The organism is Limnospira sp., from assembly GCF_051859755.1.
Lineage (GTDB): Bacteria > Cyanobacteriota > Cyanobacteriia > Cyanobacteriales > Microcoleaceae > Limnospira > Limnospira fusiformis.
Window position 1 is genome coordinate 1 of the sequence record NZ_JBIMLI010000127.1, and the last position, 15,251, is coordinate 15,251.

The 15,251-nt window shown below is 43.6% G+C and carries 11 protein-coding genes and 1 riboswitch; of the genes, 8 read left to right on the plus strand and 3 right to left on the minus strand.

Annotated elements, in window-relative coordinates:
* Positions 1–113 precede the first annotated feature (113 nt).
* Entirely contained in the window at positions 114–1,316 is a 1,203-nt protein-coding gene (locus tag ACTIE0_RS18580; RefSeq protein ID WP_006625671.1) for an argininosuccinate synthase, read from the minus strand.
* 122 nt (positions 1,317–1,438) lie between these two features.
* Here ACTIE0_RS18580 and ACTIE0_RS18585 point away from each other — a divergent pair, with 122 nt between their 5' ends.
* The 5 genes from ACTIE0_RS18585 (at position 1,439) to ACTIE0_RS18605 (ending at position 5,301) form a co-directional block, all read left to right on the plus strand.
* On the plus strand, positions 1,439–2,365 hold the full coding sequence (locus ACTIE0_RS18585; RefSeq protein ID WP_006670832.1) for a glycosyltransferase family 2 protein: 927 nt from the start codon (positions 1,439–1,441) through the stop codon (positions 2,363–2,365).
* 43 nt (positions 2,366–2,408) lie between these two features.
* A riboswitch (cobalamin riboswitch) is annotated at positions 2,409–2,569 on the plus strand.
* Between the two features lie 20 nt (positions 2,570–2,589).
* Positions 2,590–3,345 (plus strand): energy-coupling factor ABC transporter permease, encoded by a 756-nt coding sequence (locus ACTIE0_RS18590; protein WP_006625668.1) that lies wholly within the window; start codon positions 2,590–2,592, stop codon positions 3,343–3,345.
* Between the two features lie 8 nt (positions 3,346–3,353).
* Positions 3,354–3,662, plus strand: coding sequence for an energy-coupling factor ABC transporter substrate-binding protein (locus ACTIE0_RS18595; RefSeq protein WP_006625667.1), 309 nt, complete (start codon positions 3,354–3,356; stop codon positions 3,660–3,662).
* Positions 3,663–4,466: a cobalt ECF transporter T component CbiQ gene (gene cbiQ, locus ACTIE0_RS18600; RefSeq protein WP_006625666.1), complete on the plus strand. Its 804-nt coding sequence runs from the start codon at positions 3,663–3,665 to the stop codon at positions 4,464–4,466.
* Entirely contained in the window at positions 4,450–5,301 is an 852-nt protein-coding gene (locus ACTIE0_RS18605) for an energy-coupling factor ABC transporter ATP-binding protein (RefSeq protein ID WP_006625665.1), read from the plus strand. The genes cbiQ and ACTIE0_RS18605 overlap by 17 nt, the downstream gene beginning before the upstream one ends.
* A gap of 7 nt (positions 5,302–5,308) precedes the next feature.
* On the opposite strand, the gene ACTIE0_RS18610 is transcribed toward ACTIE0_RS18605, so the two are convergent.
* Complete coding sequence (locus ACTIE0_RS18610) at positions 5,309–8,881, minus strand: sensor domain-containing protein (RefSeq protein WP_006670833.1); 3,573 nt, start codon at positions 8,879–8,881, stop codon at positions 5,309–5,311.
* 306 nt (positions 8,882–9,187) lie between these two features.
* Here ACTIE0_RS18610 and ACTIE0_RS18615 point away from each other — a divergent pair, with 306 nt between their 5' ends.
* From ACTIE0_RS18615 to ACTIE0_RS18625, 3 genes are all read left to right on the plus strand, one after another.
* On the plus strand, positions 9,188–11,215 hold the full coding sequence (locus tag ACTIE0_RS18615) for an amylo-alpha-1,6-glucosidase (protein WP_006625663.1): 2,028 nt from the start codon (positions 9,188–9,190) through the stop codon (positions 11,213–11,215).
* 122 nt (positions 11,216–11,337) lie between these two features.
* Positions 11,338–13,524: a serine/threonine phosphatase gene (locus tag ACTIE0_RS18620; RefSeq protein ID WP_006670834.1), complete on the plus strand. Its 2,187-nt coding sequence runs from the start codon at positions 11,338–11,340 to the stop codon at positions 13,522–13,524.
* Positions 13,525–13,532: 8 nt separating this feature from the next.
* The gene (locus ACTIE0_RS18625; RefSeq protein WP_006625661.1) at positions 13,533–14,786 is read left to right on the plus strand and encodes a protein kinase domain-containing protein; all 1,254 of its coding nucleotides are present in this window, start codon (positions 13,533–13,535) and stop codon (positions 14,784–14,786) included.
* Between the two features lie 14 nt (positions 14,787–14,800).
* Here ACTIE0_RS18625 and ACTIE0_RS18630 read toward each other — a convergent pair whose 3' ends face one another.
* The gene (locus ACTIE0_RS18630; protein ID WP_006618883.1) at positions 14,801–15,019 is read right to left on the minus strand and encodes a DUF4327 family protein; all 219 of its coding nucleotides are present in this window, start codon (positions 15,017–15,019) and stop codon (positions 14,801–14,803) included.
* Positions 15,020–15,251: the final 232 nt, after the last annotated feature.

The following is a 15,251-nucleotide window of genomic DNA, read 5'->3' on the forward strand; positions in this document are numbered from 1 at the left end:
GTTAAGGCTTAAGCTGGTCAGCTACCTGAAAGCGGGGGGCACGAAGCCCCCGTGCTTCAGCCGGGGGTGCTGACTTAACTGTAGAACCCGCCCCAATAATTGACAATTAAATCTTACTCTCTGATTTTTTCGGACCAAACGCGAGTGGGAAGACCCCAAACATAGATAAATCCTTCGGCGGCTTTGTGGTCAAATACATCTTCAGAACCGTAAGTAGCCAGGTCAAGGCTGTAGAGGGATTTGTCAGACTGGCGACCGACAATGTTGCAATTGCCTTTAAACAGTTTGACCCGTACAGTGCCGCTGACCCGTTCTTGAGTTTGTTTGATAAAGGCATCGATCGCACCTTTGAGGGGACTAAACCAGAGGCCATTATAGACAATTTGGCTATAGGTTTCCTCAATACCGCGTTTATAGCGGGTGACATCAGAAGTGAGAACCAGACTTTCAAGATCTCGGTGAGCCTGAATGAGTACAACCATGGCAGGGGATTCGTAAACTTCCCGAGATTTAATACCTACCAAACGATTCTCGATCATATCAATGCGTCCGATACCGTGGTTTCCGGCGATCGCATTTAAGCGAGAGATGAGGTCAACGCCGTTGAGTGCTTCCCCATTGAGGCTAACAGGAATGCCAGATTGAAAGCCAATTTCTAAATATTCTGGCTGGTCAGGAGTATCAGCGATCGCTTTAGTCATCCCATAGACATCCTCTGGGGGTTCAACCCAGGGGTCTTCCAGAGGTCCAGCTTCGATCGCCATACCAAGCAAGTTGCGATCGAGACTGTAGGGGGAAGACTTTTTAACGGGGAAGGAAATGCCAAATTTTTCCCCATAAGCGATCGTCTCTTCCCGACTCATACCCCATTCCCTAGCCGGAGCTAAAATCTTAATATTAGGGTTGAGAGCGCCGATAGAGACATCAAAGCGGACCTGATCATTGCCTTTTCCCGTGCAACCGTGAGCGATCGCATCTGCTCCGTATTTTTCGGCAACTTCCACCAAAACCTGAGCAATCAAAGGACGTGCTAAAGCCGTAGCCAGGGGGTAGCGGTTCTCATACAAAGCATTAGCTTGAATAGCCGGAAAAGCAAACTCCTGTACAAATCGCTGTTGTACATCAATCACTAAAGACTCACTCGCGCCAGAGTCGAGGGCCTTTTGTTTCACTGGTCCTAGTTCATCACCTTGTCCCAAGTCAACCGCCACAGTAATTACTTCAGCTACCCCAAACTCATTTTTGAGATAAGGAATACAGACAGAGGTATCTACACCACCAGAGTAGGCAAGTACAGCTTTTTCAGCGCGACCCATAATCTACCAAAGCTCCTAGATCAACAAACATTTCATTATCACCCCAATCGCCACCATTGAAAAGTAAGGCTGTAACAATTAGGTTATAGTTGCAGAGCATCGCCAACTGTCCCAGAAAATATATGTTTTTTAGCGTTGTTATCCCTACCTATAACCGTTTGCCGATTTTACAGAAGTGTCTGAGAGCATTGGAAAATCAAACCTATAGCGCCGCCGTGACTGGCTATGAGGTGGTGTTAGTCGATGATGGTTCCACTGATGGGACTGTGGAATGGTTGGGAACTAACACCCTCGAATTTCCCCATCTTCGCATCTACCAGCAAGACCACCAGGGACCAGCGGCGGCGCGAAATTTGGGAGTTGAACAGGCGAGGGGAGATCTGATTGTTTTTATCGATAGTGATTTGGTGGTAACTGATAGCTTTCTTGCCGCTCACGCTACCGCCTTAATTGCCAACTCTCAAAAAAGCGATCGCATCTTTACCTATGGTCGAGTTGTGAATACCTGCAATTTTGAAAATCCCACCACAGAACCCTATAAAATCACCGATTTTTCTGCCGCTTATTTTGCCACCGGAAATGTGGCGATCGCCCGCCATTGGCTAATCGAAGCCGGATTATTTGACCCTAAATTTCAGCTTTATGGTTGGGAAGACCTGGAACTAGGAGTTAGGCTAAAAAAATTAGGCTTAAAATTAATCAAATGCCCCGCCGCCGTCGGATATCATTGGCATCCCCCCTTTAACTTAGACCAAATACCCGCCCTAATTGAAAAAGAAAAACAAAGAGGCAGAATGGGGGTAGTTTTCTATCAAAAACATCCTACCTGGTCAGTCAAAATGATGATTCAAATGACCATTTTGCATCGGATACTCTGGGGCATTTTATCCCTAAGAGGTCAACTCAATGAAAGGACCATGGCGCATTTTTTACAGTGGTTAATTAATCGTGGTCAGCCTCAATTAGCCTTAGAAATTTCTCGGATTTTTTTAAATTGGTATAACGTCCAAGCCGTCCAACAATATTGGGCCAGGCGAGAGCAAACTTAATTAAATATTTGCCAGCTTGGTTCACTGTTGACCTACACATGATACAATAGCGCCAACTATAGGTTCTAGTGGGGAACAGCCACTAGGAGTAATGGGGAAAGTTCGGTGTAAATCCGGCGCTGTCCCGCAACTGTAATCAGATTTCCGGCTAATTTGTCCACCCCATCTGTGAGTCAGGATGCCCGCCTATAGTTATTTCTCACTCACAAATCTGCGAGGTACAGATGAGCAAAAATCATCGAATGATACACCTAATCGCCATGATTGGGTTAACATTTTATTTGGTAATAGGTGCAGCCACTCCAGCTCAAGCAATGCACATTATGGAAGGTTTTTTACCTATTACCTGGGCAATTTTTTGGTGGGTGTTAATCATCCCTTTCTGGGTTATTGGTTTTCAAAAACTCACCAAAATTACCCGAAACAACCCCGAACTAAAGCTATTAATTGCCCTAGCAGGAGCCTTTACGTTTGTCCTGTCAGCTCTAAAAATCCCCTCAGTTACAGGGAGTTGTTCTCACCCCACCGGAACCGGATTAGGAGTGGTTTTATTCGGACCGTCAGTGATGACAGTTTTAGGCAGTTTAGTCCTACTTTTCCAAGCCGTATTACTCGCTCACGGCGGTTTAACTACCTTGGGAGCTAATGTATTTTCTATGGCGATTGTCGGCCCTTGGGTTGCCTATGGCATTTATCAACTATTCTGCCAATTTAACCAACAAAAGTTAGGTATTTTCTTCGCAGCAGCCTTGGGAAGTTTAGCCACTTATTTAATTACCTCCATACAGTTAGCCGTAGCTTTTCCGGCTGCTTCTGGGGGGGTTATGGCTTCCTTTATCAAATTTGCGGGGATTTTTGCAGTCACTCAAATTCCCCTATCAATTAGTGAGGGACTATTAACGCTGGTAGTTTGGAATTGGTTAGAGTCCTACGCCTCAGAAGAACTGCAAACCTTGAAAATTGGGAAAGCTAATAGCTAAGTAAAATCATGACACCAACTTCTGATAAACCTGTAAAAAATGGCAATTTGTGGATGATTTTAGCTGTCGTTATTTTATCGGTAACGCCGCTAATTTTTATCCGAGGAGATTATGAGGGAGCCGATGAACAAGCCGAAAATCTCATCGGCGAAATTCAACCCAATTATCAACCCTGGTTTGAACCTATCTTAGAAGTTCCCAGTGGCGAAATTGAGAGCCTGTTATTTGTTTCTCAAGCTGCTATTGGTGCGGGTATCGTCGGCTATGTGATTGGCTTATATAAAGGCCGTAAACAAGGCAAAAATCGCTCATCCTAAATGTACCATCAAATTGATGCGATCGCCTATACCAATCGGTTAAGGTATTTACCCTCAGAACATAAGTTAGCCTTTGCCGCCATCCTGTTTTGTCTCAGTTTGGCGGCTCCCCCCCTCCTGCAAATATTGATCACCATTTGGGTGACAATTTGGGTCGTGATTTACGCTAAAATTCCCCTAGGAATTTATCTGAAATTGCAAGCCATCCCCTTCAGTTTTTGGTTAACTAGCATTCCCGCCTTACTATTGGGGGTGGTTAATTCAGCTAATATTGAATTAATTAAAACTGATATTATCTGGGAATTTAACCTAGGTAATATCTTGATATATTTCAGTAATCAAGGAATGCAACAAGCTGGTTTTCTACTAACTCGCTCCCTAGTTTTAAGCTCCTGTATGTATTTTCTTTTACTCACTACCCCCTTCGTCGAAATCATTAGAATTTTCCGTAAGATTGGCTGTCCCAGTTTAATCACAGAACTATTAATGTTAATGTATCGGTTTATTTTTATGTTAACTGAAACCGCTAGTCAATTATTAATCGCTCAACAGGTTCGTATCGGTTATGGTGACTGGAAAACTACAATCCGCAGTTTAGGAATTGTCACCAGTCAACTACTCCAACAAACCCTAGAAAATTATCGACAAATTTGTTTAGGATTAACCGCGCGGGGGTTTAACGGAGAGTTGCGGGTTTGGTCGGTTTCTCGCCATCAATCCAACCCTCGATATACCTGGGAAGGATGTTGTGGTTGTCTACTATTATTGGTGATTATTGGATGGTTGTATGTCATCGGAATTTGAGTTACTAGAATTTGATAATGTTCAGTATACTTACCCCGGTAGTCAGCAGCCAACTCTGGAAAATATCACTTGTCAATTTGGTAGATATCAGCGTTATGCTGTCATTGGACGTAATGGCTGCGGAAAAACTACCTTATTTCGATTAGCTAATGGGTTATATCGTCCTCAGTCCGGGGTGATTAGTTGGCGAGGTCAACCGCTACAATATAAACGGCGATGGTTGAATCAATTGCGCCAAAAGGTGGGTTTAGTGTTCCCAAATCCTGAACAGCAGTTAGTAGCAACTACCGTGTCAGAAGATATTTCCTATGGCTTGTGTAATTTGGGTTTATCTACCTCAGAAATTGCTCAACGGGTGCGCCAAATTTTGGCTGAATTTGATTTAGTGGGTTTGGCGGATTTCCCGATTAATTATCTGAGTTTGGGGCAGAAAAAAAGGGTGTCAATTGCTGATATAATGGTGTTGCAGCCACAACTCTTGTTTTTGGATGAACCTACGGCTTATCTTGACTCCTATCAAGTTACTAATTTTCACTGCTTATTAAATCAGATTCAACAGCGAGGAACTACTGTGGTTATCGCTACTCATAATTTGGATTTTGTCGAAGCCTGGGCGGATTGGGTTTTGGTACTTGATAGGGGAAAACTGGCTTTTCAAGGTACACCAGAAGCCGTTTTTAGTCAAAGTCAACAACTCCAAGATTTAGGTTTGGGGGTTCCTTTAGTGGGGGATTTAATTAATTGGTTACAAGCTGAGAATATGGCTTTATCTCAACCACAGTTAAATCAGATTCAGCAACAGATACGCGATCGCTATTGGCGGTCAAATTCTTAAAATTTGGTTAAAATTGGGCAGGTAGTGGTAATCCCCTTTGATCATGGTTTAATAATGCTTCTACCGCTTGACAATTGAGGGGACGGAAGAAAAAATAACCCTGTCCATATTTACACTTAAAATTCTGTAAATGGTGGAGTTGTTCGGCAGTTTCAATACCTTCGGCGATCGCATCCATCTTCAGACTTTCAGCCAAAGCCACAATGACCCGGACAATTTCCCGCTTATCCTCACCTTCGGGAATTTGACTAACAAATGAGCGGTCAATTTTGAGGATATCTACTGGGAATTTATGCAGATAACCCAACGAACAGTAACCTGTACCAAAGTCATCAATACAAATTTTGATTTGTTGTTGTTTGAGTTGTTGTAAAGTGGCGATCGCTAATTCCGGGTCATTCATAATCGCCGTTTCTGTAATCTCTAATTTTAACTCCGAACCCGCCACCCCCGTCTCAACTAAAATCTTGCTAATGCGCCGACTTAAATCATTAGTAAATTGCTGAGAAGACAGGTTAACACTCATCATCAAATTAGAATAAACCGCAAATTTCTCTTTCCATTCGCTTAACTGAAAACAAGCCTGTCGCAATACCCATTCCCCAATATCAACAATTAAACCCGCTTCCTCAGCTATGGGGATAAACTCAGCCGGGGATATCAAACCCTCTTGGGGGTGGTCCCAACGCAATAAAGCCTCAAATCCTGCAATAGTCCCCGTCGATAGTTCAATAATAGGTTGATAGTTCAGCTCAAACTGTTGTTCTTGTAACGCTAAACGTAGCTGGGTTTGCAGGTATAAGCGCCGCAGAGCATTGGTTCGCATCGTCGAGTCAAAAACCACATAACAGCCTTTTCCTTGCCTTTTAGCGCGATACATGGCCGTATCTGCATCTCTTAATACCTCTGGAGAACTTTGATAATTAGAGTTACCCTCAACAATACCAATACTCGCACCCGTAAAAATCTGATTTTTTTCGAGGAATATCGGCAATTTTAAGGATTCCTGAATCCTTTCCGCCACATCGATCGCCTCTTGAATATCCCTAATATTTTCTAATAAAATCGTGAACTCATCCCCTCCCAATCGTGCGAGGATATGTGAATCCACAGAATCTGTAAGCCGCTTACTAACCTCGATTAGCAGTTGGTCGCCGATGGCGTGTCCGAGGCTATCATTAATAAATTGGAACCCATCCAGGTCTAAGAACAGAATAGCAAATTGATAATTATCTAGGGTCTTACACTTTCTAATAGAATCATCTAATTTATCTAGGAAAAATGCCCGATTCCATAAATCGGTAAGAGAGTCATGGGAGGCGCTATGACGCAGTTTAGCTTCCGTTTCTTTCAGGTGGGTAATTTCCATAATTGACCCTTCATAGTAAAGCACACGGTTATGGCGATCGCTATAAATAGCCCGCGCATTTTGCCAGATCCAAATTGCTTCACCATCCCGCCGATAAACTTGGGCTTCAAAATTAGAAACTGAACCCCGAGTTTGTAAAAGATTAATAAACCTATTATAAGTTTCCGGATCAGCATAAACATTCTTAATTTGGCTACCCCTAACCAACAGTTGTTGTTGAGAGTCATAGCCCAAGATTTGAGCTAAAGCCGGGTTAGCACTAATATACTTTCCTTGTAGGTCAATTTGAAAAATTCCCTCTAAAGCATTTTCAAAAATATCTCGATATTTCTCCTCTGCTTGCTTCCGTTGAAATACCGAACCCAATTGCATAGCCACTGAAGACACCAGTTTAACTAAGCGATTATCTTGTTCGCGCGGCATTGACATCAAAAACACTAACACCGCCAACACCCGATTATCTGCTAAAATCGGCACACCCAACCCCGCTTTAAACCCATATTGTTTAATCAGAGAATAGCGGGAAAAATTAGCCTGAGATTCCTCAGAAATATCTCGATCCCATTCCGGTTCTTGACCAGCCCATACCCTCCCGGCTAAACCATCATTTACACCCAGTAAAAACTTTTTACTCTGTTCATAAAAACCCGCGAAATCTGGTTTTTCTTGATAGCTAACTAAACTATATTCCAGATGAGTTTGTTCAGGGTTAGGAATCCATGCTTCCCCAAATTCCCAGCTTGTGGTTTGACAAAGAAGATCTAAAGCCACTGCTAAAGCTGAGTCAAAATCTACGGCGATGCTGACAGCGTGGGTAATTTGTTGAAGTAGTTGGAGTTCTTCATCGGCGCGTTTGCGATCGGTAATATCTAAACCAGCCCCCACAAAATATTCATATTCATCTGTTTCTTTATTAAAAACCGCACGACCATACCATTCTACAATAATTTCGCGATCGTCTTTCGTGATCATAGTTTCTTCCGTGCGTATGGGGAGGCGACGATTAATCATTAATTCAAATACCCAGGGCGCTGATTTTCCCTCTTCCTTCGGCACAAATGTGGCGCTGTAGTTCATCCCTTCCACTTCCTCTTGCTTATAGCCTAGAGTATTCAGCATCGAGGGATTCATGAATTTGACTTTTCCTTCCACATCTAGGACTATAAAAAAAGCCGGATTAGCTTCTAGTAAGGTTTGGGTAAAGTTTTTTTCTTTAATTAATTCCGCCTCCGCTTTATGGCGTTCCCAGATTTCTTGGCTAATTTGATTAGTTAGGGGACGTATAATCACCACTAAACAGGCTGTTCCCACCATGATAAATAGCATCATCGTTCCCGATAATAGTAAAATCTGGCGATAAACCGGGCTGTAGAGTTGCCGTTTCTTTTCACCCATAATTAATGATGCTTCCAGATTGCGAATCGGACTGTAGGCGATGAAAGCATCACAGGAATTACACCATAGCCCCCCCGTTTGATTTCCGCGTTGGTAATTTCTTTTGATAATTTCTAAAATATCCGTTTGTTGACTCAGTGCCGCTATTACCGGATTGGGTTGATTATAGTCAATCAAAATAGGCTTCAATTCATGATTATTTAAAATCGCAATTTCTAAGTAATTTGAACGGTAAAAATTTGCTTTTTGTCTGATTTGTTGGCGCAGATGTGATAAATTAAATAAAAATAAATGGCTGCCGTTAAATGTCCCATGCTTCTCAATCAGAATATGGGGAATATTATCAATTTCAAATAGACCGATAATATCTCCTGTTACCGTAGAAAATCTATGCTTATTTAAAAATTCTATTGGTATGGATTGACCTACTGCTAAAATTACCGTTTTTTGCTCATTTATATAGGCAATTCCCGTCAGATAATCCCCCAATAAATCTTGCCACATTTCCCGGGTATTTTCTAGGGCTTGCGGAGAAATATCGGTGAGTACCTCAGCATTAATGGTTCTACCAATGCCTGGTTTTTGACTTATTTTTAATGATTTATCTAAATATTCATCAATCAAGTTATTAATAATTGATACACTGTTTTGACTCTCAAAAATAAGTTGTTTTTCCTTATTGTTTTTAAGTCGATTATATAGAGGAATTAAACTCAGGATAGCAATAACTGTACTAATCAATAGTAAACCGAGGGCAGAACCATTGATGATTGATGATTTAATTTTTTGTGTTTTTAGACCCGACTTCTCCTGCATATATTCCCCAAAAGTTAATGATTATCAAAGGTTAAAAATGAACTGAGGTATAAAAAAGCACAATCCTAAGTTTTTAGGGTACTGTCAAAGGTCGAAACAACAGAGCTTATACATAATACATTTCCCCAATCAGTAGGAACATTAACCATCCAGATTATGGTGGGTATACTAATAACCACACCAGATATGGTCTAGGTAAGTTATATTATTACTCATTACATGGGCATCTGAATTAATTTAATTTTTCTTTAAAGATAGATTATAATACATTTAAGTAATCTACACCACAGAAATTCAAGATAGAACATGGTTTTAGCATTTGGTCGAGAAATTTGCAATTATCTGAACTCAAGTGAATGTCGAGAGTGGTTAATCACTAATGGTATTGGGGGTTATGGTGCGGGGACGGTCAGCGGACTGTTGACCCGCCGTTATCATGGATTAATGATAGCGGCTTTAAATCCTCCTCTCAATCGAACCCTGTTATTAACCAAGTTAGATGAAACAGTGAGCTATGATGAGCAATTTTTTCCAATTTATACAAATAGGTGGGCTGACGGCAAAGTAGATCCCGAAGGTTTCAAGCATATTCAACACTTCAGACTAGAGGGGACTATTCCCGTGTGGGACTTTGCTTGTGGAGATGCTTTGCTAGAAAAACGAATATGGATGAAACCAGGTGAAAATACAACCTATGTCCAATATACCTTACTCCGGGCTACAAAAGCGATAAGTTTGTCGCTCAAAGCGATGGTCAATCATCGGGATCACCACTACAATACTCATGCCAATCATGGGAATAACTGTCAGATGGATATTAAATCCAGATCACAAGGGGTAGAGATTCGATTATTCCCGGATACTAGCCCCCTATATCTGTTCACCCAGGGAAGTGGGGAGGAAGAGGTAATGATTTCTACGCCGGGTAATCCTTGGTACTATGGATATGATTTGGCAATAGAACGTTACCGAGGGATGGACTGGACGGAAGACCACCTCCATGCTTGTACTTTACACACAACTTTGACACCGGGTAGCGCGGTAACTGTGATTGCCAGCACCAAAGCTGATCCCAATCTGGATATGATGACGGAGTTAGAGGCAAAGCGCCAAAAAGACGGCATCTTATTGGAGTATAAGTCACCCGCACCACAGACACCAGATTGGATAACTCAACTGATACTAGCTGCAGATCAGTTTATAGTCGATCGCACTCTAAAAGACGGAACCCCAGGAAAAACTATCATTGCTGGTTATCCCTGGTTTGGAGATTGGGGACGAGACACGATGATCTCGCTACCCGGTTTGACCCTATCTACCGGACGCGCAGATATTGCTCGCACGATTTTACAAACCTTTTCCCATTATGTTGATCGCGGAATGTTGCCCAACCGATTCCCAGAAGTAGGCGAGACCCCAGACTATAACACGGTCGATGCCACCCTCTGGTATTTTGAAGCCATCCGCGCCTATTTCGACCATACCCTAGATATTAACTTATTAGCAGAACTTTTCCCGGTCTTAGATTCGATGATCCATTGGCATCATCAAGGGACCCGCTATAATATCAAAGTTGATCCAGAAGACGGACTACTCTATGCAGGAGAACCCGGTTCACAACTAACCTGGATGGATGCGAAAGTAGGCGATTGGGTAGTCACACCACGAGTCGGTAAACCCATCGAAGTTAATGCCCTGTGGTACCATGCCCTACAGGTAATGATCCGCATTGCCAAAATATTAGATAAACCCAGTCAGGACTATGAAACCTGGGCAAAAAAAACCGCCCAAGGCTTCTCCCGATTCTGGAATCAACAGGCAGGCTACTGTTATGATGTTCTGGACACTCCCGACGGGGACGATCGCTCCCTGCGACCCAATCAAATTTTCGCGATATCTCTGTCTCAATTAGGGAAAGTCGGCTATAGTTCCCTACTCACGCCGCCACAACAACGTCAGGTAGTAGATATCTGTAGCCAGAAACTGCTAACATCTTATGGTCTTCGCAGTCTGTCGCCGGAAGATGCGAAATATCAGGGTGTCTATGGTGGTGATGTGTTACAACGGGATGGAGCCTATCATCAGGGAACTGTTTGGGGATGGCTACTAGGCCCCTTTGCATTGGCTCATTTTCGGGTCTACGGCGCGCGCTCTCAAGCACAGTCATTTTTAGCACCCATGGCAGATCACCTCAATGCTCATGGACTCGGCACCCTCAGCGAAATTTTTGACGGCGATCCCCCCATGTCTCCGCGCGGATGTTTTGCTCAAGCCTGGACGGTTGCAGAAGTTCTCAGAGCCTGGTTTGAGTTAGAATCTAATCAAGGAGCCTGATTTAGGGTCGCCAACCCACTTCTGCTGAACTTAGCGAGGGTCGGAAAAATCCGGCGCTAACTTTCGGGTTAGTGTCGGGAATATGTCAAAATGGAAATAATTGCGCGCGGGGAACCCCAAAAATGCTTGTTTGTCCCCAATGTCAGTTTGAAAACCCAGACCATCATAAATTTTGCCAAAGCTGTGGCACATCTTTGAGTTTTCTGTTTTGTCCTCAGTGTAGCTGCGAAGTTTCCCTTGATCAGCTAAATTGTTGGAACTGTGGGGCTAAAACTGGGAAGGTGTGGCAGGCGGTTATATTGTGCCAGAAGCCAGCTCAGGAATCGCCACCCCAAGAAATACCCCCAAACTTGGCGGCTACAGATAACTTTGATCACCTCATGGGTGGAGTTGATGGCGTTCAGGATCAGATGTCCTCAAATTGGGATGTGATCACTACTCTATCTGCTGCTGAGGTGACATCAACAGAGTCTAGTCTGATGTTAGCTCAGGACTATGATACGGATTCGGTTTTGGAGACGGTAGGGGATGATTCTATGGCTGTGTCACTCTCTGATGAGCATGAGGAGGAGGGATTATTGCAGATGTCTAATGCTGAACAGATCGGAGATCGGGATTTGCTCTCGACGGATACGGAATTATCCCCCCCCTCGACTTCTATGGCTGAAGTTGATACGTCTGAAGAAGCTACTGTGGTGGATAAACCGGTTTATTTGGATTCCCAAGGACGATATAAACTGCTAGAACCCCGAGTGAGTTTACAGTTGGGGGAAATGGCAAGGGTGCGGGTGTTGGATTGTAAACCTTTGCAGGTCTCTCCCCTGGAGGCTTTGCAGTTGACTCCCGATGATCCCCAAAATAGGTCGGCTTTGCTAATTCCGGCGGCGCAAGTGTATTGGGATTTATACTATAGCTACCCCCAACATTTTCCCAAGGTCCATGATGCCTGGGAAGAAGCAGATCAGGCGATCGTGTTGTTGCCAGATTGTTCGGATTTGCCGGATTTTGAACAAAAGTGGCACGATATCCAGACTCCACTTCAACAAATTGTGGCTTGGTTACAACAGATGGCGCAACTCTGGGAAGTTCTCGAGCCTGGTCACTATCGCCAAAGTTTATTGCGGTTGGATAATTTGGCAATTTCTGGCACTGCTCCCGGCAGTTTATTTATTAAACAACTTTATGCTGATGACCCGGAAAAATTGCCGACTTTGGGGGATTTGGGACAACTTTGGCAAAGTCTATTTAAATTATCTGGACGGACTTTGATGGGTTCGATTACCCAAATGTTGCGGGATCTACGGGAGAGCAAATTGGAAGGGGTTGAACAATTACGCTTAAAGTTAGATGAAATTATGGCAGGACTGACACCACCAGAGCAACGGACAACAGAACCTCAGCGATCGTCTGTAACTCGTCTACAGACAGATGTGCCGATTACAGGATCTTCAGGGCAAATTGGAGATGCACCAACGGTTCCTAGGTTGCCTCAGTTGTTGGATTTACAGGCTTGTGGTCGTACAGACGTGGGAAAAGAGCGATCGCAAAATGAGGACTGCTTTGGTCTGCAAACTTTGTTAGAGCGTCAGGAAATCCCCGGTAGTCAGACTCTCTATGCTCGTGGTTTATATATCATAAGTGATGGTATGGGTGGACACGCGGGGGGAGAGGTGGCTAGTCGCATGGCTGTACATAGCCTGAAAGAATATTTTCAGACTCACTGGGCTGATAGTGATAGTTTACCCTCGGAACAATTAATCTTAAATGCGATCGCTGAGGCTAATGAGGCTATCTATAGGGTTAATATGCAGGGGACTCGTTCTGGTAGTGGTCGCATGGGAACTACTTTGGTATTAGTGATTGTAGCTAATACTCAGGTGGCGATCGCTCATGTGGGAGATAGTCGCCTTTACAGTTTTACCCGCAGTCAAGGTTTGCGACAAATGACTGTTGATCACGAAGTCGGACAGCGGGAAATTGCTAGGGGTGTAGACCCAGAAATCGCCTACACCCGTCCTGACGCTTATCAACTTACCCAAGCCTTGGGACCTAGGGATAGCAAGTATTTAAAACCAGATGTCAGATTTTGGGATATCACTGAGGATACTTTGCTACTGCTGGCTTCTGATGGGTTGACAGATAATGATTTAGTCGAAACCTATTGTCACACTCATATCCAACCTTTGATTGATTCTCAAGTTAGTTTAGATCGGGGAGTTGATGGCTTGATTGATTTAGCTAACGAACACAACGGCCATGACAACATTACCGCGATCGCTATTCGAGTCCTAGCGCATCACAGAGACTAACTCTAATTATGTCCGATATCTTGACATTGACCCTACTTGATGGCACTCGAACCAACCCCATTCAACAATGGCGGTTTCAAACGGAGCCTTTAGTTAAAATTGGTCGCGCTCCCGATAATCACGTCGTGGTTGTCGATCCCTTGGTTTCTCGATACCATCTCGATTTACAAAGATCTACTACTACCCAAAATTCTCGGTGGATGTTCAATAGCCGGGGAACTAATGGCACTTTTGTTAATGGTATTTTAGCGACCCAGGGACCTTTGACTGATGGCGCTTTATTAGAATTGGCTAAGGGTGGACCCTTACTGAAGGTCGCCATTGAACAACCTCCACCGCCTCCCCCTGTGGTTATTAATAAACCTAATTGTAATCATGATGGTAATCTACCAGATAGTCTATTCTGTATTCACTGCGGCTGGCCAATCAAGATTGAACGGAGTATCCGAACTTATCAGATTTTGCGAACCGTTGGTCAGGGAGGTATGGGAACCACCTCTTTAGCCTGGGATAGCAATAATAGCAAGGCTAATGCGCCTCAGACTCATTCCGGAAAGCCAATCCCCATTTTGGTGGTACTCAAGGAGATGAATGCAGATATGGCTAAGATAGCTAAGGCGCAAGAATTGTTTGAACGGGAGGCTAGAACTCTTAAATCCCTTAATCATCAGGGAGTCCCCAAGTTTTATGACTTTTTTGTGGATGGGGGTAAAAAGTATTTAGTTATGGAGATGATTCACGGTCAGGATCTGGAAAAACAAGTTGATCAAAGTGGACCCCTAACGCCGACAATGGCGATTAAATACATGATCCAAGCCTGTGAAGTTTTGGATTATCTCCATACCCAACAACCCCCTATCATCCACCGGGATATTAAACCGGCTAACCTGATGGTGCGCCATCGCGATCGCCGGATTATTGTCCTCGATTTTGGCGCGGTTAAGGAAATTGGTACCCCCCTAGAAACCCGTATTGGGGCGGAAGGTTATAGCGCACCAGAACAGGATAGGGGACAGCCACTCACTCAGTCGGATTTATATGCGATCGGTGCGACTTTGATTTTTTTATTGACTGGTGAGAGTCCCCTAAATTATATCGGGAAACAAGACCAAGAATACGGATTTGATCTCGATCGCATTCCCACTATTGCCCCGGACTTACGCGAGGTAATTAAACGGGTAACTAAATATACCCCTCGCGATCGCTATCAGACCGCGACAGACTTGGCTGATGCCCTCGCTAAATGCTTACCAAAATGTTAACGCTTCACAGAGTTTTATTCTTCATCCCAAACATCAACAGCCAACAGTTCACTAATCGGATCTTGCATGGAAAAACCGAATTCAATCAGTTCTGCTTTCCAATACTTCCACTTATCCCCAAATAGCAGTGCTATTTTCCACAGGCTATCTTCAGGCTTAACAATGTCAGACTTCACTAGGGAATGCACCTGACGCTGAAACTTATCCATCGGGTGTATAACCTTTTGGCTCATAATACCTCTTCAATTTTTGAAATCTTAAAGAACTTTTCGGGTTTTCCCCTCACGCGATGTCGCACCGATGCCTAAATTATCCGCATTTTTGGGGGAAGAGACCTCCTGATTATGTACAATAGCATACTTTCCAAAAAATGTCTAACTTTTTTTTCCACGTAAAACTCCTGGGAGGGTTGGAAGCTCCGTGATTGATCACGGAGAGGAAAACCGACTCAAGCGGCTGACCGCC